Below are 22873 nucleotides of genomic sequence, written 5' to 3' on the forward strand. Positions count from 1 at the left end.
GTCGGGCTCTCTAACGGGTGTGGGTGAGGGCGTGATGGCTGAACGTCGGTGTGGTGCCGGGGTTCGTCCAGGCGCCTGTCAGCTCGCTGGACGGGAAGAACTGCAGGAATCGCGGGTCCTTCTGACTCGGATCGGCCAGCGTCTTCTCCAGGACGACCGAGTTGTACTGGTCGGCGGTGGTCTCGATGGTGTTGGCGTTGAGGACGGCCTCGTACTCCCACTCGCGGCTCCACCTGGCCAGCCCCGGCAGCTTCGAGTGTTCCGGTGTCAGGCATTCGGCCGCGATGACGTTCTCGCTGCTGACCCAGATGCCGGTGGAGGTGTTGACGACCAGGCTCTGGTTGCCGAACACATGGCCCGGTGTCTTCACCACGGCGACGCCGGGGCCGAGGACGACCGAGCCCTCGATCGGCAGGAACGCCTCGGGCGGTACGTCACGGTAGGAGGCGGGCTGGTACCAGGGCTTCTGCAGCGGATGCAGTTCGGCCATGCCGGCGAGTTCGTCGCGCTGCACGATGACCTTGGCGTTCGGGAAGGCCGCCTCCGGGCGACCGCCGAGGTCCTCCTGGTACGCCGTCGTGCCCACCCAGCGCCGGAGATCCTGCGTGTGGAGGTGGTCGAACAACAGGTAGTCGACGTCCTGCGGTGCGATGCCCAGCGTGGCGAGATGCTCCAGGACCGTGGCGTACCGGGTCAGCATCAAACGGGCCACGGGGGCGGGCGTCCGCCGGCTGAGCCGGTCGAAGTACGGGGTGTACTGGCCGAGTTCGACGTCACTGGGCTCGAACAGCAGCACCCGGGCCCGGCCGTCGGTCTCGTGCCAGCGGATGACGAGCATGCGGTTGGTGATCGACAGGAACGGTGCGACGGCTCGCGAGGCACGGAAGAGGCCGAACCTCGTCGGGTAGGGCAGGGTGACCAGATCGCAGGTGGTGATGCTGTCCGGCGTACCCGTCGTCGCGAACTCGCGCTTGAACCTGACTCCTTCGGTGCGGGCCGCGGCCAGACGTGCGCCCGGCCCGCCCGGTATGCGGCTCGGATCGGTGAGTGAGTCGACCGGGGTGCCGACGTCCGGCAGGTCGACCACGTTCGCCGTGTTCCACGGAAAGGGCTGCATGCCGGTCTCCATCGGGTTAAATTCCACGTCGTGGGTATTACGCATCACGGTTATATTCCACACCGTGGATTTCCGCAAGGATGAGGCATGATGAAGGGGTGACGATTCGGACAGCGCCCGCCGACCAGCAGCCCGGAACCCCGCCCCGGCGCGGCCGGCCTCGTAAAGGTGCCGGAACGCTGACCAGGGACGCCGTCATCGGGGCCGCGATCTCGGTCATCGACGAGGAGGGCGTCGAGGGTGTCAGCATGCGAACCGTGGCCCGACGCCTGGGAGTCGACGCGAAGAGTCTCTACAACTACGTCGACGGCAAGGACCACCTCCTCGACGCCGTCGCCGAACACATCCTGGTCAAGGTGGCGCTCCCGGAGCCGACGGGCTCGCTCGACGCGGATCTGCGCGCCATCGGGAGGACGTTCCGCGCCGCCACGCTCGCGCATCCCCGCGCCGGAGCCCTCGTACTCACCCGGCAGCTCTCGTCCTCGGCCGGTCTGCAGCCCGTCGCCACGGTGCTGTCGGTGCTGCGCGCCGCCGGGTGCGGACCCGACGAGGCGGTGCACCTGCTCAGGACGCTGCTGGCCTCGGTCATCGGAACTCTGCTGCGGGAGGTCGCGGCGGGTCCGACCTTCGGGGTGGTCGGCCCCGAGGCCACGGCGGCACGCCGACGGGACCTGGAAGCCTCGGGCCTGCCCGTGCTCGTCGAAGCGGCTCCGCACCTGGCACGGTTCAGTCACGACGAGGAGTTCGAGTACGCGCTCGATCTGATCGTCACCGCCGTCACGAGGAAGGTCGGCGACGGCGGCCGGTCATGACCGTGCTCGCTCTGACTCCCGCGTGTCAGGAGTGCGGCTGCGAAGGCGGTTTCACCAGGCCGCTGTGATAGGCGATCACGACGAGTTGTGCGCGGTCGTGGGCGTGGAGTTTGTTCATGGCCCGCTGGATGTGGCTGCGTACGGTCAGCGGGCTCAGGACGAGTTGATCGGCGATCTCCGCGTTGGACCTGCCGTGCGCGGCCAGCGCCATGACCTCGCGCTCCCGTTCGGTCAGGGCCTTGAGGATGTCGGGCAGCGCGGGGAAGGCGTCGTTCCGCGGGGCGGCCAGGAAGCGGATGATGAGTGAGCGCGTGGCACTGGGCGAGAGCAGCGCCTCCCCGGCCGCCACGGTGCGGATGCCGGACAGCAGGACCTCGGGGCTCACGCCCTTGCCGAGAAACCCGCTGGCACCGGCGCGCAGCGCCTTGGCGACGTTCTCGTCGTTCTCGAAGGTGGTGAGGACGAGGACGCGGGTCGCCGACAGCTCCGGCCGGTCGCAGATGGCCGCGGTGGCGGACACTCCGTCCAGATTCGGCATGCGGATGTCCATGAGGAGGACATCGGGGCGGTGGGTCTCCGCGAGGTCGACGGCCTCCTGTCCGTCGGCGGCCTCCGCCACGACGGTCATGTCGGGGACCGACTCGATGAGGATGCGGAAGGTCGCGCGGAGCAGGGCCTGGTCGTCGGCGAGCAGTACACGAATGGTCATGGGGAGGGACTTTCTGGCTTGCCGGCGAGCGGAACGGCGCAGCTGACCTCGAAGCCACCCTGCGGGCGCGGCCCGGCGTGGAAGGTGCCCCCCGCCGCCGTGGCGCGCTCGCGCATACCGAGCAGGCCGAAACCGCGTGCGCTGCCGGGCGGTGGTGGTACGGGTCTGCCGGGAGCCGCTTCGTTGGTGACGGTCAGGGTCAGCCGGTGCGGTGTGTAGGCGAGCCGGACCCGAGCGGCGTGGGTCGCGGCGTGCTTGGTGACGTTGGTGAGTGCCTCCTGGATGATCCGGTAGCACGTCAGGTCCACGCCGGGGGCCAGTGGACGGGCCGGGCCCTCGATCGTGACGGTGACCTCCAGTCCGGCCGCCGCGCACGCTTCGACGAGGTGGGGCAGTTGGCCCAGCCCCGGCGCGGGGGCCAGGTCGTCGCCGTCGTCGGTGTCCTGGCGCAGCAGGCCCACGGCCGCCTTGAGTTCGTCCAGCGCCGCGGCGGTGGTCTCCGCCAGCTGGTCGATGATCTGGAAGGCCTGCTCCGGGTGGGTGCGGGAGAGGTGGGCCGCGGTGCCTGCCTGGGCGCTGGCCAGGGTCAGATGGTGGGCCACCACGTCGTGCAGTTCGCGGGCGATGCGCATGCGCTCCTGCACCACCCGGTGCCGTGCCTCCTCCTCGCGTTCGTGGGCGATGTGCTCGGCCCGGGCCACCGCGTAGTCACGGCGCAGCCGGATGTAGCCGCCGAAGGCCGCGGACAGCAGGACCCAGGCCGCCGGGTTCACGACGGCGAGGATCAGCGAGTCGTGGACCGAGGTGAAGAACAGACCCGTGACGACCATGCAGGCCGCGCCGGTCAGGGCGCTGCGCCAGGTGATCGTGCGGCGGACGCGCACACTCGTCGCGTACTGGGCGACCAGCAGCGGTCCCATCAGCAGAGGCGTCAGCAGATAACCGAGCGCTCCTTGGCCCACGGTGCACACAAGGGTGACGGCGAGGGTCTTGAGAGGGTGGCTCCGGCGCCAGGGCAGTACACCGCAGGCCACGGCGGACAGGACGACGCCGGGCCATACGCGCGGCGGTTCGGTCGCGACCGTCCGGGTGAGGACGACGCCGGAGACGGTGAAGACGAAGAGCAGGGTCAGCGTCACGGCCTCGACGGCTCCGGGACGGGTCGTGGTCAGGCGCTGCCAGCTTGTGCTCATCATGCTCCGAGTCGGGTCCGAGGACAGACATGATCACAGGTCGTCGGCCGCGGCGCCGCTTCGCACGGCACCGCGGCCCGGGGTGACGGCTCACCGCCGCGCCGACCGGTTCACCTCCATGGCAGACAGCTCACAGCGGTGACGGCCGTCAGCGTCCGATACGTGCAGACACGTGCCGCCCGTCAGATACGTGCCGGTTGCCTCGACGCCGAGGAATCGTCGGCCGCGGGCCCGTCGACGGCCTGCGTACCGAGTCCGGTGCCCTCGACGTCGACATGGGGCAGCATCCGGTCCAACCACCGCGGTATCCACCAGGCCTTGTCGCCGAGCAGGGCCAGCACCGCCGGGACGAAGGCCATCCGCACGACGAACGCGTCGAACAGGACGGCCGCCGCGAGACCGAAACCGATGGTCTTGATCATCGATTCCTCCGCGCCGATGAATCCGGAGAACACCGCGATCATGATGGCCGCCGCCGCGGCGACCACCCGGGCGCTGTGCCGGAACCCGGTGACCACCGCCTGGGGCGCCCGGTCCCCATGGACGTACGCCTCCCGCATACGGGCCACGAGGAACACCTCGTAGTCCATGGCCAGGCCGAAGACGATGCCCACGAGGAAGATCGGCATCAGGCTCATGATCGGGCCTGGCTGTTCCACGCCCAGCAGGTCCGCGCCCCAGCCCCACTGGAAGACCGCGACGACCGCGCCGAGGGAGGCGAGCACGGACAGCAGGAACCCGAAGGCCGCCTTGACCGGTACGAGCAGGGAACGGAAGACCACCAGGAGCAGGAGCAGGGCCAGGCCGACGATGACGGCGAGGTAGGGCAGCAGCGCGTCCTGGAGGGCCTGCGCCACGTCGATGTTCATCGCGGTGCTGCCGGTGACCTCGAAGGTCGCCCCCGTCTCGCTCTCCAGACCGGCCCGCTCGGCGCGAATGCTCTGGACGAGGTCCTTGGTCTTCTCGTCGTTGGGGCCGGTGGACGGTACCGCCGAGAAGAGCGCGGCGTCACCGGCCTCGTTGAACCGCGGTGAGGAGACGGACACCACGCCGTCCGTGCTGCCGATCTTCTCCGCGATCTCCTGCACGGCCTGCCGGGCGTCGGCCGGGTCCTGCACATCGGCGACGTCCGCCACGACGGTCAGGGGCCCGTTGAATCCCGCGCCGAAGCCCTCGGCGAGGGCGTCGTAGGCGCGTCGTTCCGTCGACGCGGTCGACTTGGACTCGGCTCCCGGCATGCCCATCTCCAGCTCGGTGGCGGGCAGCGCCAGGACGCCCAACCCCGCGACGCACAGCACGAGTACGGTCACCGGGCGGCGCAGCACGAACCGCGCCCACCGGGACCCGCCGTTCTCCGTCGCTCCCGCGGCACGACCGACTGCCGCACGGCCCTCGGCTGGGCCGCGCTTCCGGTTGCGGCTGCCGCGTGAGAGCACCGCGTCGGGCCACATCCCGAGCAGCGCCGGCACCAGCGTGAGGGCGATCAGTACCGCGACGACCACGGCGCCCGCGGCGCACAGGCCCATCTTGGTCAGCATGGGTACGCCGATCACCGAGAGACCGGCCAGCGCGATCACGACGGTCAGGCCGGCGAAGACGACCGCCGAGCCCGCCGTCCCGACCGCGATGCCGACGGCCTCGTGCGGGTCGCGGCCGGCCGCGCGTTCCTCCCGGTAGCGGGAGACCACGAAGAGGGCGTAGTCGATGCCGACCGCGAGCCCGAGCATCGAGGCGAGCGTCCCCGAGGTCATGGACAGTCCCAGGGTGCTGCCCAGCGCCATGACGGCGGCCATGCTGACACCGACTCCGACGACAGCGGTCAGCAGGGGCAGTCCGGCCGCGGCGAGCGATCCGAAGGTGATCAGCAGTACGACGGCCGCCAACGCGATACCGATCACCTCGGAGGAGCCTCCGGCAGCTGGCTGGGCGGCCAGCGCATTGCCTCCGGCCTCGACCGTGAGACCGGCGTCGCGCGCCTCGTCGATGGCCCGTTCGAGCGCGGCCTTGTCGTCGTCCGTGAGTTCGGAGGCCGCGACCTCGAAGTTCACCGTCGCGTAGGCGGTGGAGCCGTCCTTGCTCACCGCACCCGCCGCGAAGGGGTTCACGGCGCTGGAGACCCGGGGCTCGTCCTCGGCCCGCCCCACCAGCGCGGTGATGGCCTCGCGCTCGTCGGCCGCGGTCACCTTCCGGCCGTCCGGTGCGATGAACACGATCTGCGCGGTGGCCCCGTCGGCCGACGAGCCGGGGAAGCGCTCGCCGATCAGGTCGAACGCCTTCTGCGCCTCGATGCCGGGCATGAAGGAGGTGGTGTCGTCGGAGGCGGCGGGGGCCATGACGGCACCGGCCCCGGCGCCGCCGACGATCGCCACCCACAGCAGGGTCACCAGCCAACGCCGCCGGAAGGCGGTCCGGCCCAGCCGATAGAGCAAAGTAGCCACGAGTAAGAGGTCTCCAGGTCTGGTTCGAGTAGGTGGCCAGCCTGACGTGACGGGGTGCGGCAGGGCATCGTGCGCCTACTGGCAATGCCGTCTGATGACCAGGCACGAGCTGTCACACCCGTCTCCTACTTCAGGAGGAGCGGGAGAAGACGCGAACTACTGCACGAGTACGAGTCATGAGCACGAGTACGAGCCTGAGTGCGAGTACGACCGCGCCCCGCACCGAACACGCAGAGCGCCACCCAACGCGCCCAGCGCTCAGCACCCAGCACCCAGCACCCAGCACCCAGAGGGCGCTTTGCGCACATGTGCCGCGGAAAGCGTTTTCCCTCCACCGGAGCCTCGCGATTCACCCTTCTCAGGTGCCCTTCCGGGGAACTACTGCCACACTCCCGGCGTCAAACGTATCGGGCTTGCCACCTCTGCGCTTTGCTTGACATTTCACCGAGGCCCGAGCACGCCCGGCATTCACCCTCCCGCACCGTGCGCCGAATACACGCCGAGCCGCTGACCATTTGGGGACTATTCGCAGTGACCACCGTAATTGTGCAGCTTTCCGACGCCGTCGTCCGCCACTCCGACGACCCCAGGCCCGAGCCGCGTCTGGTGCGGCTGAGCCCTGGCCAGAGCGCCGAGTTCGGGCGGGGGAAGCCCGGGACACCGCTGCCCATCCCCTTGCGTGACCCCGCGGTGTCGCGGTGCGCCGGACAGGTCGCCGCAGTGGAGGACTACTGGCGCCTTTCCAATTACAGCGCCGAGGCGACGTACGTCGTGGAGAACCTCGAAGGCGCGGGGGAACACATCCGTGTCGCACCGGGACGGATTGGTGCACCCGTCCCGTTCGAGCTGTCCCGGGTAATTCTGCCCGCGGCTGAAAACCCCATGGAATTCAAGGTGTTCGCGCCCCAGCACGCGTATGCGGAAGCCGGGTGCGACAGCTCCGCCGGGGAACCGACCACGAGCCCCTTCTCGCTGAACCCCACATCCAAGTATTTCCTGGTCCTGCTGGCCCTGTGCGAACCTCGGCTGCGCTCCCCTTCGAGCGCGGCCGTCCCGGGCGTGGGAGAGGTTCTCGAACGGCTGCGACGGCTGCCGAGTTGCCATGATCTGACCCGGTCCGCGCTCAATTACCACATCGACTATCTCGCCGACACGAAGCTGCGGCTGCGGGAGGGCCCCGGGGGTTCGTACGGCGAGGCGGGAGGCAAGCGCGAACGGCTGGTCAGCCTCGCACTGCGGTTCAATCTGGTCCGTGAAGAGCACTTGGCTCTGCTCCCCCCAGCCGTCAGACGCTGAACCGAAAGGCTCACCCAGGATGAACCACTCGCATCCCACTCCCCCGCTCGACCCCGCGCCCGGCTACCGGATCTCGGACTGGGAGATCACCGACCTGATCGGCTCGGGCAGTTGGGGCAGTGTGTACGCGGCGGAGAAGGTCGTCGACGGTGCCGCGGGCGGCTCGGCCGTCGCCATCAAGCTCCTGCGCACCGACCTGCTGACCCCGGGACAGCGCGCGTCGATGGAGGAACTGGCCCGCAAGGAAGCTCAGTTCAGTACGGAGGCGGACCACCCCCATCTCGTACGCACCCACGCGGTCGTGACCCTGAGGGATCCCGAGCGGCCCGAACTGGACGGCATGACCGCGCTGGTGATGGACCGTGCGGAGCGTAGCCTCCAGGATCTCCTGGCGGCGGGCGGGACCGGGCATCCGCTGCCGGAGGCCGAGCGGATCCTCAGCGGGGTGGCTTCCGGACTGGCGCACATGCACACGCACGGCTGGATCCACGCGGACCTCAAGCCCGCGAACATCCTCCTCGGTCCCGAACGGGCCGTATGGCTCGCGGACTTCGGGCTCACCGTGGAGCTGGAGGGCACGCACGCGTACGTTCCGCCGCTGGGGTCGCTCGACCACGTGCCCCCGGAGTGGTGGTCGGAGCGCACCGGCGTCCACGGCACGACCGTACGCAAGACGGCGGACATCTGGGCGTTCGGTGTGCTGGCACACCAGGTGCTGACAGGTGGGATGCATCCGTTCCCCGGCGGAACGGCCCGGGCCCGCTCGCTGGCGGCCCAGGCCTATGCCAACGGTTCGGCCCCGCTCCGCCTGGACGACTCCCTCGAACCGGAGTGGCGCAAACTGATCGGGGAGTGTCTGGCCCCCGATCACGCCTCCAGAGCGGCCCTGGACGCGGGTGAACTGTCGCGCCGGGTAGGGGCGTTGCATGCCGAACGTCTCCCCCGACCCGTGTACCGGCGTCCGGCGGTCCTGCTCGCCGCCGGTCTCACCGCCTGTGCCGCCGTCGCCGGCACCTTAGTGGCCTTCGTACCCTCCGACGGCAAGGACGCCCCGGAGAAGTCGAAGTCCTCGGCGACGGCGACCGCGCTCTCCGACACCGCGCTGCCCGGGGCCATCCCCGCCGATTCCGATGTGCCCGTCTCACTGCGACGGATCATCACCGACGCCGCGAAGCGGTGCACGGACGAGGAGGTCACCCCCGCTCTGCTGGCCGCGATGCTCAAGGCCGAGAGCGGTTTCGACCCGAAGGCGTCCCGGCCCGCCACCGGTGAGCACGGCATCGCCATGTGGACGCCCGCGGTGTTCAAGGCATGGGCGGTGGACGGTGACCGCGACGGGGACAAGGACTACATGTCACCCGCCGACGCCATCGGCACGATGTCCGTGTTCACCTGCTGGCTCGACCAGCGCTTCAAGCAGAACGACCTGCGGGAGAACCTGCCCGGTCTGATCGCGGCCGGTTACCGCACGAGTGACCGGACCGTCATCGAGGCCGGTGGTGTGCCGAAGGCCGTACAGCCCTACGTGGACGAGGTCCTCGCCAATCTCAAGGAGTACACCGCCTGACACAGCAGGACCCGGGGCCGCCCCTGACATGCGTCAGGAGCGGCCCCGACCGCCCCCCGCATAGCGTCGGCGGATCACTCCGTCACCGTACGCAACAGGGGGCATCTGATCATGCGGTACTTCTCATCCCTCCGCAGCGGGCCGAGATCGGCCGTCCGCAGCGGGCCGAAGGCGGCGCGGCGGGCACTGTTCTCGGCGGGCGCCCTGCTGCTCTGCCTGGCCACGGCGGGCACCACCGCGTCCGCCGCTCCGGCCGCACCGGGTGGCACGACGGCGGACGCCGGGGGCTCGGTGTCCCCCACGACCGCCCAGGTCGAGGTTCCGGCCGATGTCACCGCCGGTGTCGCGGTCTACGACCGGCAGACAGGGACCTTCACCGAGCAGCTGAACACCGGCATGCAGTTCCGCTCGGCCTCCGTCGTCAAACTGCTGCTGGTGCTCGACTTCTTCCGGGACCGCGCTCCGAACTACACCATCCCGGCCGCGGACCGCGCCCTGCTGGAACCGATGCTCCGCAGCAGCCTCGACGACGCGGCCGACCACTACTGGGAGGTCAACGGCGGCACGGCGATCATCCAGCGCATGAAGAAGGACCTCGCGCTGGACGACACGGCCGGTCCGCCCGCCGGATACGAGGGCTTCTGGGGTTACACGGCCCTCTCGGCCCGCGACACGGTCAAGATCTACCGCTACATCCTGGAACAGGCCGCGGCGCCCGTACGGGAGTTCATCATGTCCAACCTGCGGCAGTCGACGCGCTGCGCCTCGGACTCCTTCGACCAGCACTTCGGCATCGCCGGGGCCTTCGACCGGCCCTGGGCCGTCAAGCAGGGCTGGTCGGGCGCGTTCGAGACGGGCACCTGCGGTCCGGACAGCGCGAGGAGCGCGAAAGCGGCGTCGAAGTCCGCGGGCCGGGAGGCCCTCGGAGCTAAGTCGGCGGACGCGAAGTCCAAGGGTACGAAGTCCGCGGATGCCCAGCCCAAGGGCACGAAGTCCGCGGAGTCGGTGAACCTGTCCCGCCCTGCCCTGCACACCACCGGCACGGTCGGCACGGGCGACCGGACCATCGTCGCCGTCCTCACCCTGCACCCGCTCGGCACCACCTACGGCCAGGCCTACACCGACCTCGGCAGGCTGACCCGCAGTCTCGACGTGCCCGGCGCGACCAGGCCCGCCGGGAAGTGGTACGGCACCTGGGGCGAGCGGGTGGCCGTCCGGGGGGCGGCCACCACCACATCGGGCTCCAAGTCACGTCTGCCCGCCGGCGTGGAGGTCCTGATCAGCTGCCAGAAGCAGGGCGAGACCGTCTCCGTACCGCCGTACACCAACAACTGGTGGGCGTATCTGCCCCAGTACGGCGGCTACATGTCCAACATCTATGTCAGCGCTCCGGACAACAAGCTGCCCGACGTGCCGGTCTGCACCTCCTGATGTTCGCCGGACCCGGAACAGCGCCTCGGTGATCGGCTCCGTGGGGGCCCCCCACAACGGCGGTGCCCCCCCCGTTAGGTACGCCCGCCGGAAATTGAAAAAACAAAATAAAAAATATTGACAATCCAATAGAAAACCCCCGCCCGCCGGGCCGGTTCACAACGCCGTTTGGGCCGCCGCCCACGCACCGCCCCCGCGGGCTGCGGCTCGCGGGGCCCCCCCCCCCCCGGGGGCCCCCCCACGGTTCGTTCGGCCGGCAGGACTTTGAACACTCACAGTACAAAGTATGGACATGCCAAGTGAAAGCCCCGTAGGTTGGCCGCGCACCGCAGCCACGTCAGAGAAGACCGGAACGCAATCCGGCACGGTCCGGTCCCGCTTCATGGAGGACCGTTGTCCCACCATCAGTTCCTGCGTGCCCGAAGACTTCTCACCTCTCTACTGACCGGGGCCGTTCTGACCGGCGGCCTCCTCGCCGCACCGGGATCCTCGGCCGCCACGAACGCCGCCGCGGCCGTCCCGCCCCAGGAGCCCGGGGTCACCCTGCGCGTGTTCGACGTGCAGACGCCGCTGAGCAAGCTGTGCACCCTCAAGCCCGGCCAGACCCCCAACCACGACGCGCTCAAGTCGACGGTGGACTGGTCGACGACCGATGACTTCGGCGGCTTCTCCGACCGGTTCGTGTCGGAGGTGACCGGCTACCTGGTCGTGCCGAGCGACGGCACCTACGGCCTGCGGCTCACCAGCGACGACGGGTCCCGGCTGAGCATCGACGGCGCCACCGTCATCGACCACGACGGACTCCACGGCGCGGAGCCGAAGGACACCTCCGTCCAGCTCACGGCGGGCTCGCACCCCCTGCGCATCGATCACTTCGAGCGGGACGGCGGACAGGAGCTGCGGCTGGCGTGGAAGCCGCCGGGCGCGAGCGACTTCACGACCGTGCCGCGCGAGGCGCTGAGCACGGACGCCGGGGTCGTACGGGTCACGGCCCCGGGGCGCAAGGAGTGCGAGGCGAGCGGCGACACCCCCGGTGACGGCCTCCCGCTCACCGACGTACGCCCCGACCTCAAGCTCACCGATCTGCGCCCCGACGGTTTCGAACCGCAGGTCACCGGGATGGACTGGCTGCCCGACGGACGGCTGGCGATCAGCACCTGGGGCGGCTCCGACAACGTTGCCGGAGAGGTGTTCCTGCTCGACAACGTGACCGGTGACACCAGCAAGGACAAGGTCACCGTCAAGAAGGTGGCGAGCGGGCTGCGGGAGCCCATGGGCATCAAGTACGTGGACGGCTCGCTGTACGTCTCGCAGAAGCACGAACTGACCCGGCTCGTCGACAAGAACCGCGACGACGTGGCCGACGAGTACCGCACCGTCGCGACGTGGCCGTACGGCAAGAACTTCCACGAGTTCGCCTTCGGACTCCTCTACCGCGACGGCTACTTCTACGTGAACCTGTCCGTCTCCATCAACCTGGGCGGTGCGACCACCGTTCCGCAGCCGGCGCCGGGCCGCGGGACCACGTACAAGGTCAGCAGGAAGACCGGGAAGATCAGTCCGATCGCGGGTGGACTGCGGACGCCGAACGGGATCGGCTGGGGTCCGAAGGGCGAGATCTTCGCGACGGACAACCAGGGCGGCTGGCTGCCCTCGTCGAAGCTCGTGCACGTCAAGCAGGGCCGCTTCTTCAACCACTACACCGAGCCGTCCGGCGCCTTCGACGCGGCCACTCCGACCGCGCCGGTGCTGTGGCTGCCGCAGAACGAGATCGCCAACTCGCCCTCCACACCGCTGTATGTGAAGAAGGGCCAGTTCAAGGGCCAGATGCTGATCGGTGACGTGACCTACGGCGGTCTGCAGCGCGCGTACCTGGAGAAGGTGAAGGGCCAGTACCAGGGCGCCGTGTTCCGCTACACGCAGGGCCTCGAAGCGGGTGTGAACCGCCTCAGTTACGGTCCCGACGGCTCGATCTACGCCGGTGGGCTGGGCGCCGACGGCAACTGGGGTCAGGAGGGCAAGCTCAAGTTCGGCCTGCAGAAGCTCACCCCCAACGGCGGCAACACCTTCGACGTCAAGACGATGCGTGCCGTACCCGGCGGCTTCGACCTGACGTACACCCAGCCGGTGTCGGCGAAGACGGCCGAGGAGCTGGCCAAGCACTACAAGGCCGAGCAGTGGCGGTACACCCCGACCAGCGACTACGGCGGCCCGAAGATCGCCGAAGAGGTGCTTCCCGTCCGGTCGGCCGAGCTGTCCAAGGACAAGCGCACCGTGAAGCTGCGGCTCGACGACCTGAAGCCCGGCCGGGTCGTGCACCTGCGCTCCCCGCGCCCCTTCACCTCCGAGTCCGGTGAGTCGCTGTGGAACACCGAGGCCTGGTACACGCTCAACGCCATGCCCGGCAAGCAGCCGCCCGCCGCCACCCTGTACGAGGCCGAGGAGGCCCGGCTCACCGGCACGGCCGGCATCGCCACGGACCACCCCGGCTACTCCGGCAGCGGGTTCGTCGCGCGGTACAACACGGAGGGCAAGGTCGCCACGACCTTCGACGTGCAGGTCAAGAAGTCGGGCACGTACGACGTCAACCTGCGCTACTCCAACGGCCCCAACCCGTTCCAGGGGACCAAGTCGCTCTCCCTGTACGCCAACGGGAAGAAGCTGCGGCAGGTGAAGCTCGCCTCCACCAGTGACTGGAACTCCTGGTCCACGCAGACCGAACAGGTGGAGCTGCGCAAGGGCGACAACACCATCTCCTACCGCTTCGAGGCCGGGGACACCGGCCATGTCAACCTCGACCTGATCACCGTCCGGCCCAAGGGCGCGTCCCTCGCCCTCTTCGACGGGACCGCGGCCTCGCAGTCGCAGTGGCAGCACACGGACGGACGGCGGCTGGAGTGGCCGCTCGCCGACGAGGGGTCCATGGAGGTGTGCTGCGGTGACATCCGGACCATCGACGCGTACCAGGACTTCAAGCTGCACGCCGAGTTCCGGGTTCCGCTGCTGCCCGACGACGTCACCGGACAGAACCGCGGGAACAGCGGCATCTTCATCCAGGACCGCTACGAGCTGCAGATCCTCGACTCCTACGGCGACACCACGCTGGACACCAACGAGGCCGGGGCCATCTATCTGAAGAAGGCGCCCGACGTCAACGCGGCCAAGGCTCCCGAGACCTGGCAGACGTACGACATCGTGTTCCGTGCCGCCCGCTACGACGACAGCGGCAAGAAGACCGCGGACGCCCGGCTGACCGTGGTGTGGAACGGCCAGAAGGTGCACGACGACATCACCCTCGACAGCCCCACCGCCTCGGGCCGAGCCGAGACGCCGTCGACGGGGGCGATCCGGCTGCAGGACCACGGCAACAAGGTCCGGTTCCGCAACATCACACTGGAGCCGCTCACATGACCTGAAGTGGTGCGCAGTGACGTGAAGTGATCCGAGGCCGGGCCCGGTCGACACCGGGCCCGGCTCTCGTACGTGGGGTCTGCCGGGGGTCGGCGGTAGTGCCTGCGGTACCTCGGGGCGGGCAGCGTATGGGTTCGTGGAGCCCCCTGTCCGCGCGGGAATCTAGGGGCATGACGCGAAGCAAGGCAGTAATCATTCCCTCGGTCCTCCTCTCCCTCGGCGCCATGGCGGTCGCCACTCCCGCCCTCGCGGACGCGGTGAAGGGCTCGCCGACGCCGGCTCCGGTCTCGGCGTCGACCACCACCACCGCGTCCCGGTCCGCGGCTTCCGGGCAGAGCCTGGAGAGTGTGGTCGCCGCCATCGAGCGCAGTGCCCGCACCTTGAAGAGCACCGATCCCGAGGGCAGTCTGCGGGACCTCGACGCGCTGGGCCGGATGGTCGGGGACGCCGATGTGGTGGGCCTGGGCGAAGCCACCCACGGTTCGCGGGACTTCTTCCGGATGAAGCACCGGGTCTTCCGCCACCTGGTCGAGAAGAAGGGCTTCCGGACCTTCTCCCTGGAGCTGGCCTGGAGCAGTGGTGTGCGGGTCAACGAGTATGTGCTGCACGGCAAGGGCGAGTTGAAGGACATAGCGCGCGAGGAGTTCCTGGGCGCGTACCGGATCTGGAACAACCAGGACTACATCGACCTCATCGAGTGGATGCGCGACTACAACCGCAGCCACCCGAAGGACCCGGTGCAGTTCATGGGCAACGACATGGGCTACGCGGGGCCGGAGTCGTACGAGCGGGTGACGGACCATGTGGCCCGCGAACACCCGCGACTGCTGAAGCAGGTCACCGAGTTCTACCGCGGGCTGGCTCCGACCACCGATGCCGGCACCTACAGCGAGCAGTACCTCCAACTGCCGCTCGCCGAGCGCGCGGAGCGGTCGGAGCGGACGCGGAAGGTGTACGAGCTGCTGCGGGACCAACGGCCTGCGCGCGGCGACCGGCAGGCGCACCTGTGGGCCGTGCAGCACGCCCGGGCCATCCACCAGATGGCCAAGGGGTACGCCCTCGACATCACCGACGAGGCCGAGGTCACGAAGATGATGAGGATGCGCGACGAGGTGATGGCCGAGAACGTGGCGTGGTGGCGCAAGCACACCGGGGACAAGATCCTGTTGTCGGCGCACAACACCCACGTGTCCTACGACTCGTTCGACGAGCGGTATCCCAAGACCCAAGGGGCCTTCCTGCACGACGCGTTGGGCAAGGACTACGTCAGCATCGGTTTCAGCTTCCACCAGGGCGCGTTCGCGGCGTTCGGCGCCGACGACAACGTGATGCGGACCTATCGGGTGGGGGCGGCTCCTGCGGGCTCCAACGAGGACACCCTGGACAAGGTCCGCCAGGAGGACTACATCCTCGACATGCGTACGGCTCCGAACGCCGCCCGCGCCTGGCTGGCGAAGCCGCGTGTCACGTACAACATCGGCGCGGGCTGGCCCGACCCGATGACGTACAAGATCGGCCTCGGCAAGGCGCACGACATCCTCATTCATCTGAACGAGGTCGAGGCCACCACGTACCTGGGCACTCCCTGACCCTCGGACGTGTCGTGGTGACCCTGGGCAGCGACTCCGGCTGGACGGTAACCGGCACCTCGTATCTGAGCGCGCTGACCCTGGCCGCCGACGCGACCGTCAAGGCCCCGCGGGGCAGGACCGTCACGCTCACGGTCGACGGCACACCCACCGCCATCGAGTCGGGCCACTCCTACACGGGGGCGCTCACGCTGACGGTGGCGTGAACCGGACGTGAACCGGCCCCCGGGGTGGCAGGACATCCCGGGGGCCGGAGTGCGTCGTACCGCTCCTGTCAGCGTCGGCCGTGCTTCCCCAGGGCGTGTTTCTTCAGGAACGTGACCAAGAGGCGGTTCCAGGCGGCGGGCTGTTCCCAGTGCGGGTTGTGCCCGGCCTCGTCGACCACATGGGTCCGCGCTCCGCGAAGGTGCTGGGCGTTGAGGCGCATGAGGGACGGCGGGCTGTACAGGTCGCCGTCCCCGGTGATCAGCCGGACCGGGAGTGTCAGTGTCTCCAGTGCCGCCCAGGTGATGGTGTGCGCGAGGGACTGCGCGAAGGCGTCGGCGGTCCGGGCGCGGGCGTTTACGGCCGGCCAGGCATCCACTCCGTCCAGGTCACCGGCGCGACAGGAGGGCCCCAGTTCCTTGACGGCCACGGGCAGGTCCCCGAACGGGTCGGGCTGGAGTGCCTCGGTCAGCTCCAGATACGCGGCGTCCTGTACGCCCATGATGCTGCCGGAGACAGTCAGGCTGAGCAGCCGGTCCTCGTGAGCGAGGGCATAGTCGATCGCCAACGGGCCACCGGCGGCCGAGCCGGAGAGATGGAACCGGTCGAGTCCGAGACGGTCGGCGAGCGTGTCCAGGTCCCCGGACGCGGTGTCGGCCTCCGCCTTGGAGCCCGCGATGGAACGGTACGCCCCCCGGGAGTAGCCGATGCCACGATGACCGGCGGCGGCCAGGACGGGCTGCTGGTAGGGCCAGCTCTCCCCGCTGCCCGAGCCGGGGTGCAGCAGCACGACCGGTTCGCCGCTGCCGCCGGTGTCCCAGCACCACAGACTCCCGCCGCCGGCCACGGGCACCTGGTACTAGGTGCCGGGCCGCTGGGCGGGTACCGGCACCGGCCGCCAGGGAAGGCCTGGACCGGTGGTGGCACGGGCGGTTCCCGCGACCGCGCCGGTCGTCGTCAGGACGGTGAGGGCGGCGCCGCCGACCACGGCCCGTCTGCTGAGGCCGGGGACGGACGATGGAATCCTGCTGTCGTTCTCCACTCTTCTCCTCCTATGCATTCCCTTTGCGCTTCCTCATAGGTGTCGACAGGGGGTACCTGATCGCCGCCGGGACTGACCTCCTCATGCGGTAGTGTCGACACCGTTGAGCCACCGTTGAAGATCTCTGGACCCGAAACAGGGGGACACGGCGCATGTCGGATCAGGACACGCACCTGGTGCTGGAGCGACTGCTGCGGCTACGGGACCGACGGGAACCACTGGTGGCGCAGATCGCCGAGTGGGTCGGCGCCGGCATCGTCGAGGGCCGGCTCCAGCCGGGCCAGGACCTCAACAGCGTCGAGCTGTCCCGCCGGTTCGACACCAGCCGCACCCCGGTGCGCGAGGCCCTGATGCTGCTCGAACAGGAGGGCCTGGTCGAGATGAAGGCCCGGCGCCGCCCCCGGGTCGCCGCTCCCTCCCTCACGGACATCAAGGACATCTACCAAGTACGCCGTCAGCTGCTGTCGATGCTGGCGGGACTGCTGGTCCAGCGGGCCACCGACGCCGAGCTGACCGAGCTGCGCACCCGGGTGGAGGCGATGCGCGAACTCGCCGACGCCGCCGACGTGGACGCGTACTTCTGGAGTCATGTGCTGCTCCAGGAGCGGATGACCGAGATCGTGGGCAACACCACCCTCAAGCAGATCCTCGACTCGCTCGCCCTGCGGACCCTGATGCTGCGGCACCTGAGCCTGACCCGCCCCGGCCGTTTGGCCTACAGCGTGGACGACCAGGAACGGCTCATCCAGGCCTGCGAGGAACGCGACGGGGAGCTCGCCTCGGCGCTGATCGCCGGTGCGACCGTGCGGGCGCTGCGGGCCGTGGAGGAACAGATCGAGCAGGACACCCCGGGCAGCGGCAAGGCAGCCCGCAAACGCCGCTCGGCCGACTGACACCTGACCTGAACTGGCCTGGTCTGGCCTGGCCTGCCCCTCCTGACCCGCCCCTCCCCGACCTGCTCGGCCGCTCACTTGGCGAGCACTCCGCCGTCCACGGGGAAGTTCCCGCCCGTCACCCAGGTCGACTCGTCGGAGCACAGATAGACGGCGCACCAGGCGATGTCCTCGGGCCTGCCCATCCGGCCCAGCGGGATACGGGCCAGCAGTGCCTGCTGGGCCGCGCCCTCGTGCGCGCCCGCCGACTCGGTGGCGGGGGTGCGGACCATGCCCGGCGAGACGGTGTTGGCCCGGATACCCAAGGGCCCACCCTCTTCGGCGAGTTGACGGGTCAGCCCGAGCACGGCGGCCTTGCCCGGGCAGTGGGCGACCATCCCGGAGGTCGTGCTGGACGGTCTCCCCGTTGAGTTCGCAGGTCAGTTCCAGGTCGTCGCGGTCGGCCGGTTCGTCGACACTCACCAGTGCGGGCCCCACCGGGCCGAAGCCGGGGAAGGACTTGCCGAGCGAGAACTGGGCCGGGCGGCCCGCGAGTTGGACGATCCGCTCGGACTCCTGCCCCACAGTGAGTGCGCCTACCGGGTCCCAGCCGTCCTCCTCCGGCACCCGGTAGGCGTCGCGGCCGATCACGGCGACCATCTCCAGTTCCCAGTCGAATGACCAGGCGGCAGGTCGATGGGGTCGTACGGGCCGGTCAGGCAACTGGGGAACTTGGTGAAGACCAGCGGCTCGGCCGGCTCCTCGTACCCCGCTTCCGCCGTGTGCGGGCGGTAGTTGAGGGCGACGGCGAAGATCTGGCGCGGCTCGGGGACGGGTGCGCGCAGGTCCGACTCCTTGTACGGGACGGCCGTCGCCGGGTCGACGTCGGCGGACCAGCGCAGCAGGGCGTCCCACTGGTCGAAGACGGCGGCCGGGTCGGTGTCGAAGCCGCCCGTGGACACGTCCACGGCGCCACCGGCACCGCTGCCGTCACCATCGGTCAACAGGGCAAGGCGGCCCGCGAGGTTGGCGATCCGTATGGCCTCACACCCACTGTTCCGCGGGCGGCTCGGACGTGCCGTACGCGTCCTGCCAGGAGACGACTCGGTTGCGCAGTACGCCGATGTGCTCGATCTCGGCCTCGACGACGTCGCCGGGCTTCAGGTAGTTGGCGAAGGGGTCCTCGGTGCTCGCCGCGACTCCGGCGATGGTGCCGGTGGTGATGATGTCGCCCGCGCTGTAGGTCTGCGGGGAATGGTAGGCGACCAGTTGAGGGATCGACACCGACATACGGGAGGTGTTCGACTTCTGCCGTACGTCGCCGTTGACGCGCAGTTCCATGTCGAGGTCGTGCGGGTCGTCGATCTCGTCGGCGGTCACGATGTATGGGCCGATCGGGCAGAAGGTGTCGATGGCCTTGGAGAAGGAGAAGACACCTGACTCCATCTCCTTGCGCTGGATGTCGCGCGCGGTGATGTCGTTGAAGACCAGGTAGCCGCCGATGTGCTCGACGGCCTGTTCGGCGGTGAGGAACTTGCCGGGTTTGCCGATGATCACGGCGAGTTCGAGCTCGTAGTCCAACTCCCGGGTCAGGTTGGCCGGGTACACGATCGGCTCGTCGTGGCCGATGATCGCGTCCACGTTCTGGAAGAACACGATGCCCTTGTTGACCGGGTGCGACCAGTCGACCCGTACCAGGTCCTCGTGGTGCTCGCGGAAGTTGCCGGCCGTGTGGAAGAACTTCTTGGGCACGATCGGCGCGCGCAGCCGGACGTCGGCGAGTGGATACGTCCGCCCGGTCTCGGCGACCTGACCGTAGCGCTCGAAGAACACCCGGGTCGACGGAACGTCGAGCTCGATCACCGTGTCGCCGTCCAGGCGGCCCACGAGTCCGTCGTCGAACGTCACAAGTTTCATCTGACCTCCTCATAACTGTCGACACTCAGCCTCCACGATTCCAGTATTCACGTCAACGGCGCCGTCAAGTGTGGACACATTGAACGAAGGTCGCTTACGGTCCGCAGCATGAGGACGACGTGGAACTTCACCGGCACGCGCGCGCTCGTGGCCGGTGCGGGCGGCATCGGCTCCGCCGTGATCGAGGCCCTGGCGGACGCGGGCGCGGACGTGGTCGTGCTGGACCGGGACGCCGGACAACGGGCCCAGGTCACACGCACGGGCGGTACAGGTGGTACGGGCAGTACGGGTGGCGGGAGTGGTGCGGACAGTACCGGCGGGACGGGCAGTTCACGCGGCGCCGGCGGTACCGTGCGCGGCCTGAGTGCGGACCTCACCTCCGCCGACGCCTGCCACGACGCGGTCACGGACGCCGTCGGCTTCCTGGGCGGTCTCGACGTGTTCGTGCACGCCGTCGGCACCAACGACCGCCGTCCCGTCCTGGAGACACCCGACGAGGTCTGGGAACGCCTCGTCGCCATCAACCTCAGCAGCGGCTTCTGGCCGGGCCGTGGGCAACGTCATGGTCCCCGGCGGCTACGGCCGCGTCGTCTACCTGTCCTCCGTGTCGGGGCTGCTCGCCCACCGCGACCACGCGCCGTACGCGGCGACCAAAGGCGGCATCAACCAGCTCATGCGGGTCATGGCCCGGGAATGGCCGCCCCACGGTGTCACCGTCAACGCGGTCGCCCCCGGCTACACCTAGACCGACCTGACCCGCGCCTACCTCGCCACACCGGGCACGCGCGCGTCGATGAAGACCCTGGTGCCCGCCGGACGGCTCAGCCGCGCCGAGGATCTGGTCGGTCCCACCCTGTTCCTCTCCTCCGCCGAGGCCGCTTTCATCACCGGACAGGTGCTGTACGCGGACGGCGGCCGGACCCTCGTCTGACGCACAGGTCACCCGACCGCCCACCGCACCCGTCAAGCCGCGTCCCGACCCGCCGCCCGACCCGCCCGACATCCCAAGGAGCCGTCATGACCACCTCCCAGCGATTCACCGACAAGACCGTGCTCGTCACCGGCGCCGGTACCGGATTCGGCGCCGAGATCGCCGTCCGGGCCGCCCAGGAAGGTGCCGATGTCGCGATCCACTACCGCAGTTCGCGGGCGGGCGCGGCGGCCACCGCCGAGCGCGTGACCGCGCTGGGCCGCAAGGCCGTCGTCGTCCAGGCCGACATAGCCGAGCACGCGCAGATCAGGCGCATGGCGGACGAGGTGTGGGAGGCGTTCGGCCGGCTCGACGTGGCGGTCAACAACGTCGGTGACGTGGCCCGCGAGCAGACGTCCTGGCGGGACCTCACCGAGGAGTCCGTCGACCATGTCCTCGCAGTCGACATCAAGGGCACGCTCCTGTGCACGCACGAGTTCGGCGCGCGGATGCTGGAGCAGGAGGGGGGCGGTTCGATCGTCAACATCGGGTCGACGGTGGTGGCGCGGGGCAGTGCGCGGGCGCCTCAGTACGCCGCCGCGAAGTACGGGATCATCGGCCTGACGAAGTCGTACGCGCACGCCTTCGCCCCTGCCGTCAGGGTCAACGTCTTCGCGCCCGGGTTCATCGAGACGCCCGCGACGCTGGGTCGCGAGGACTGGAAGAACGGGCGCGGGGAGCAACTGCGCAAGGCGACTCCGATGGGGCGCATCCCCGGCCCGGAGGAGCTGGCGGGGGCCGCGCTGTTCCTGGCCACGGAGGACGCGCACCACATCACCGGCGGTTTCCTGATCGCCGACGGCGGCTACAACATGATCGGCGCGTGACGGGAGGACGGCGCTCCTTCACCGAAGGCCACCGCCCTCCCGCCACGATTCACCGGTCGCGGTCGGCTACGCCACCGTGCGGATCAGCTTCTTGTTGACGAACTCCTCGATGCCCGGACGGCCCAGTTCGCGTCCGAAGCCCGAGCGCTTGATGCCGCCGAAGGGCAGTTCGGCCCCCTCGGCGCCGACGCCGTTCACGAAGACCATGCCAGCCTCGATCCGGTCGGCGACCCGCGCGGCCTGGGCCGGGTCGGTGGTGAAGACGTAGGAGCCGAGGCCGTACGGGGTGTCGTTGGCGATGCGGACGGCGTCGTCCTCGTCGGTGGCGGCGAAGACCATGGCGACCGGGCCGAACAGTTCCTGGCGGGCGGCGGTGTCCTCGGTGGTGAGTCCGGTGAGGACACCCGCCGGGAAGTGGGCCCCGTCGCGCCGGCCGGTGCTGTGCAGGGTCGCGCCCTCGGCGACGGCCGCGTCGACCTGGCGGGCGAGGTTCTCGGCGGCGGCCACGGACGACAGGGGCGCGCCCGTCTCCCCGGCGAGGAGCCGTGCGCTGAACTTGTCGACGAACTGCTCGTACAGGCCCTCGACGACCACGAAACGCTTGGCCGCGTTGCAGGCCTGGCCGGTGTTGTCGAGGCGGGCGGCCACGGCGGCGTCGACGACCGCGTCGAGGTCGTCGGTGGACAGGACGACGAACGGGTCGGAGCCGCCGAGTTCGAGGACGACCTTCTTCAGGTGGCGGCCGGCGATCTCGGCGACGGCGGAGCCCGCCCGCTCGGAGCCGGTGAGCGAGACGCCCTGGACGCGCGGGTCGGCGATCACGTCGGCGATCTGCTCGTTGGTGGCGTAGACGTTGACGTACGCCCCGGCCGGGAAGCCCGCCTCGGCGAACAGCTTCTCCAGCAGGGCGGCGGTGGCGGGGCACTGCGGAGCGTGTTTGAGGACGATGGTGTTGCCGATCGCCAGGTTCGGGGCGGCGAAGCGGGCGACCTGATAGGCGGGGAAGTTCCACGGCATGATGCCGAGCAGGACACCCACCGGGCTGCGCCGGATGACGGCACTGCCCTCTCCGGACGTCACGTCGAGCGGTTCGTCGGCGAGGAACTCCTCGGCGTGGTCGGCGTAGTAGTGGTAGATCTCGGTGCAGAAGCCGACCTCGCCCTCCGCCTCGGCGAGGGGTTTGCCCATCTCACGCACGATGCTCGCGGCCAGTTCGTCCTGGTGTTCCGCGTGCAGGTCACCGAGCCTGCGCAGCAGGGCGGCCCGCTCGGCGACCGTACTGGAGCGGCCCCACGCGGCAGCGGTGTGGGCGGTGTCGACAGCTGCCGCGACCTGGGAGTCGGTGGCGGTCGGGTAGGTCTCGACGACCTCTGCGGTGGCCGGGTCGGTGACGGCGTACATGCGATCTCCAGGTGCTGCGTGGTGATGGTCGGGCGGGGGTACGGGGCTGCGGCCGGCCCGCGTGTCACGGGCCGGGC

Annotated in this window: 19 protein-coding genes and 2 pseudogenes; 10 read left to right on the forward strand and 11 right to left on the reverse strand. The window is 69.6% G+C overall.

Features of this window, described 5'->3' with window-relative positions; genetic code table 11:
• Nucleotides 1–10: 10 nt before the first annotated feature.
• Nucleotides 11–1162 (reverse strand): hypothetical protein, encoded by a 1152-nt coding sequence (locus tag ACFVH5_RS05005; protein ID WP_385832127.1) that lies wholly within the window; start codon nucleotides 1160–1162, stop codon nucleotides 11–13.
• A 53-nt stretch (nucleotides 1163–1215) separates the two neighbouring features.
• On the opposite strand from ACFVH5_RS05005, the gene ACFVH5_RS05010 reads away from it, so the two are divergent.
• Nucleotides 1216–1929: a TetR/AcrR family transcriptional regulator C-terminal domain-containing protein gene (locus ACFVH5_RS05010; protein WP_385832129.1), complete on the forward strand. Its 714-nt coding sequence runs from the start codon at nucleotides 1216–1218 to the stop codon at nucleotides 1927–1929.
• A 25-nt stretch (nucleotides 1930–1954) separates the two neighbouring features.
• On the opposite strand, the gene ACFVH5_RS05015 is transcribed toward ACFVH5_RS05010, so the two are convergent.
• The 3 genes from ACFVH5_RS05015 to ACFVH5_RS05025 form a co-directional block, all read right to left on the reverse strand.
• A complete protein-coding gene (locus ACFVH5_RS05015; protein ID WP_385832130.1) occupies nucleotides 1955–2638 on the reverse strand; it encodes a response regulator in 684 nt (227 codons plus the stop codon).
• Nucleotides 2635–3831: a sensor histidine kinase gene (locus tag ACFVH5_RS05020; RefSeq protein ID WP_385832223.1), complete on the reverse strand. Its 1197-nt coding sequence runs from the start codon at nucleotides 3829–3831 to the stop codon at nucleotides 2635–2637. The genes ACFVH5_RS05015 and ACFVH5_RS05020 overlap by 4 nt, the downstream gene beginning before the upstream one ends.
• A gap of 182 nt (nucleotides 3832–4013) precedes the next feature.
• Complete coding sequence (locus ACFVH5_RS05025; RefSeq protein ID WP_385832132.1) at nucleotides 4014–6269, reverse strand: MMPL family transporter; 2256 nt, start codon at nucleotides 6267–6269, stop codon at nucleotides 4014–4016.
• Between the two features lie 531 nt (nucleotides 6270–6800).
• On the opposite strand from ACFVH5_RS05025, the gene ACFVH5_RS05030 reads away from it, so the two are divergent.
• The 6 genes from ACFVH5_RS05030 (at nucleotide 6801) to ACFVH5_RS05055 (ending at nucleotide 15769) form a co-directional block, all read left to right on the forward strand.
• The gene (locus ACFVH5_RS05030) at nucleotides 6801–7565 is read left to right on the forward strand and encodes a serine/threonine protein kinase (protein ID WP_384796904.1); all 765 of its coding nucleotides are present in this window, start codon (nucleotides 6801–6803) and stop codon (nucleotides 7563–7565) included.
• A 19-nt stretch (nucleotides 7566–7584) separates the two neighbouring features.
• On the forward strand, nucleotides 7585–9132 hold the full coding sequence (locus ACFVH5_RS05035) for a protein kinase (protein WP_385832134.1): 1548 nt from the start codon (nucleotides 7585–7587) through the stop codon (nucleotides 9130–9132).
• A 111-nt stretch (nucleotides 9133–9243) separates the two neighbouring features.
• Entirely contained in the window at nucleotides 9244–10563 is a 1320-nt protein-coding gene (locus ACFVH5_RS05040; protein WP_385832135.1) for a hypothetical protein, read from the forward strand.
• A gap of 393 nt (nucleotides 10564–10956) precedes the next feature.
• Nucleotides 10957–13974, forward strand: a complete 3018-nt coding sequence (locus ACFVH5_RS05045) for a family 16 glycoside hydrolase (RefSeq protein ID WP_385832136.1) — start codon at nucleotides 10957–10959, stop codon at nucleotides 13972–13974.
• Between the two features lie 170 nt (nucleotides 13975–14144).
• Complete coding sequence (locus tag ACFVH5_RS05050; RefSeq protein ID WP_385832137.1) at nucleotides 14145–15563, forward strand: erythromycin esterase family protein; 1419 nt, start codon at nucleotides 14145–14147, stop codon at nucleotides 15561–15563.
• A gap of 14 nt (nucleotides 15564–15577) precedes the next feature.
• Nucleotides 15578–15769, forward strand: coding sequence for a hypothetical protein (locus ACFVH5_RS05055; protein ID WP_385832139.1), 192 nt, complete (start codon nucleotides 15578–15580; stop codon nucleotides 15767–15769).
• A gap of 68 nt (nucleotides 15770–15837) precedes the next feature.
• On the opposite strand, the gene ACFVH5_RS05060 is transcribed toward ACFVH5_RS05055, so the two are convergent.
• Both ACFVH5_RS05060 and ACFVH5_RS05065 read right to left on the reverse strand, forming a co-directional pair.
• The gene (locus ACFVH5_RS05060) at nucleotides 15838–16620 is read right to left on the reverse strand and encodes an alpha/beta fold hydrolase (RefSeq protein WP_385832140.1); all 783 of its coding nucleotides are present in this window, start codon (nucleotides 16618–16620) and stop codon (nucleotides 15838–15840) included.
• A 6-nt stretch (nucleotides 16621–16626) separates the two neighbouring features.
• Nucleotides 16627–16809 (reverse strand): hypothetical protein, encoded by a 183-nt coding sequence (locus ACFVH5_RS05065; protein ID WP_385832142.1) that lies wholly within the window; start codon nucleotides 16807–16809, stop codon nucleotides 16627–16629.
• A 152-nt stretch (nucleotides 16810–16961) separates the two neighbouring features.
• Between ACFVH5_RS05065 and ACFVH5_RS05070 the strand changes: the two genes are divergently transcribed.
• Complete coding sequence (locus ACFVH5_RS05070; RefSeq protein WP_385832144.1) at nucleotides 16962–17702, forward strand: GntR family transcriptional regulator; 741 nt, start codon at nucleotides 16962–16964, stop codon at nucleotides 17700–17702.
• Between the two features lie 74 nt (nucleotides 17703–17776).
• Here the strand turns inward: ACFVH5_RS05070 and ACFVH5_RS05075 are convergent, their stop codons facing one another.
• From ACFVH5_RS05075 to ACFVH5_RS05090, 4 genes and pseudogenes are all read right to left on the reverse strand, one after another.
• On the reverse strand, nucleotides 17777–18079 hold the full coding sequence (locus tag ACFVH5_RS05075) for an SDR family NAD(P)-dependent oxidoreductase (protein ID WP_385832145.1): 303 nt from the start codon (nucleotides 18077–18079) through the stop codon (nucleotides 17777–17779).
• Between the two features lie 70 nt (nucleotides 18080–18149).
• Nucleotides 18150–18341: pseudogene (locus ACFVH5_RS05080) on the reverse strand (fumarylacetoacetate hydrolase family protein); the annotation flags it as partial.
• On the reverse strand, nucleotides 18329–18685 hold the full coding sequence (locus ACFVH5_RS05085) for a fumarylacetoacetate hydrolase family protein (RefSeq protein WP_385832147.1): 357 nt from the start codon (nucleotides 18683–18685) through the stop codon (nucleotides 18329–18331). The gene ACFVH5_RS05085 and the pseudogene ACFVH5_RS05080, both read right to left, overlap by 13 nt.
• A 40-nt stretch (nucleotides 18686–18725) precedes the next feature.
• Nucleotides 18726–19598 carry a fumarylacetoacetate hydrolase family protein gene (locus ACFVH5_RS05090; RefSeq protein ID WP_385832149.1) on the reverse strand — a complete coding sequence of 291 codons (873 nt, stop codon included), beginning with the start codon at nucleotides 19596–19598 and terminating at the stop codon, nucleotides 18726–18728.
• A 108-nt stretch (nucleotides 19599–19706) separates the two neighbouring features.
• Between ACFVH5_RS05090 and ACFVH5_RS05095 the strand changes: the two are divergent.
• Both ACFVH5_RS05095 and ACFVH5_RS05100 read left to right on the forward strand, forming a co-directional pair.
• Nucleotides 19707–20529, forward strand: a pseudogene (locus ACFVH5_RS05095) (SDR family NAD(P)-dependent oxidoreductase).
• 86 nt (nucleotides 20530–20615) lie between these two features.
• A complete protein-coding gene (locus ACFVH5_RS05100) occupies nucleotides 20616–21395 on the forward strand; it encodes an SDR family NAD(P)-dependent oxidoreductase (protein WP_385832151.1) in 780 nt (259 codons plus the stop codon).
• Nucleotides 21396–21461: 66 nt separating this feature from the next.
• On the opposite strand, the gene ACFVH5_RS05105 is transcribed toward ACFVH5_RS05100, so the two are convergent.
• On the reverse strand, nucleotides 21462–22796 hold the full coding sequence (locus tag ACFVH5_RS05105) for an NAD-dependent succinate-semialdehyde dehydrogenase (RefSeq protein ID WP_385832153.1): 1335 nt from the start codon (nucleotides 22794–22796) through the stop codon (nucleotides 21462–21464).
• Nucleotides 22797–22873: the final 77 nt, after the last annotated feature.

Origin of the sequence: Streptomyces sp. NPDC127119, from assembly GCF_042677425.1 — a bacterium.
Taxonomy (GTDB): Bacteria; Actinomycetota; Actinomycetes; order Streptomycetales; family Streptomycetaceae; genus Streptomyces.

Excerpts from the sequence above, each read along its gene's own strand:
- ACFVH5_RS05005 (WP_385832127.1), bottom strand. The coding sequence starts at position 1,162 with ATGCGTAATACCCACGACGTGGAATTTAACCCGATGGAGACCGGCATG.
- ACFVH5_RS05015 (WP_385832130.1), bottom strand. The coding sequence starts at position 2,638 with ATGACCATTCGTGTACTGCTCGCCGACGACCAGGCCCTGCTCCGCGCG.
- ACFVH5_RS05020 (WP_385832223.1), bottom strand. The coding sequence starts at position 3,831 with ATGAGCACAAGCTGGCAGCGCCTGACCACGACCCGTCCCGGAGCCGTC.
- ACFVH5_RS05035 (WP_385832134.1), top strand. The coding sequence starts at position 7,585 with ATGAACCACTCGCATCCCACTCCCCCGCTCGACCCCGCGCCCGGCTAC.
- ACFVH5_RS05040 (WP_385832135.1), top strand. The coding sequence starts at position 9,244 with ATGCGGTACTTCTCATCCCTCCGCAGCGGGCCGAGATCGGCCGTCCGC.
- ACFVH5_RS05050 (WP_385832137.1), top strand. The coding sequence starts at position 14,145 with ATGACGCGAAGCAAGGCAGTAATCATTCCCTCGGTCCTCCTCTCCCTC.
- ACFVH5_RS05070 (WP_385832144.1), top strand. The coding sequence starts at position 16,962 with ATGTCGGATCAGGACACGCACCTGGTGCTGGAGCGACTGCTGCGGCTA.
- ACFVH5_RS05075 (WP_385832145.1), bottom strand. The coding sequence starts at position 18,079 with ATGGTCGCCCACTGCCCGGGCAAGGCCGCCGTGCTCGGGCTGACCCGT.
- ACFVH5_RS05090 (WP_385832149.1), bottom strand. The coding sequence starts at position 19,598 with ATGAAACTTGTGACGTTCGACGACGGACTCGTGGGCCGCCTGGACGGC.
- ACFVH5_RS05100 (WP_385832151.1), top strand. The coding sequence starts at position 20,616 with ATGACCACCTCCCAGCGATTCACCGACAAGACCGTGCTCGTCACCGGC.
- ACFVH5_RS05105 (WP_385832153.1), bottom strand. The coding sequence starts at position 22,796 with ATGTACGCCGTCACCGACCCGGCCACCGCAGAGGTCGTCGAGACCTAC.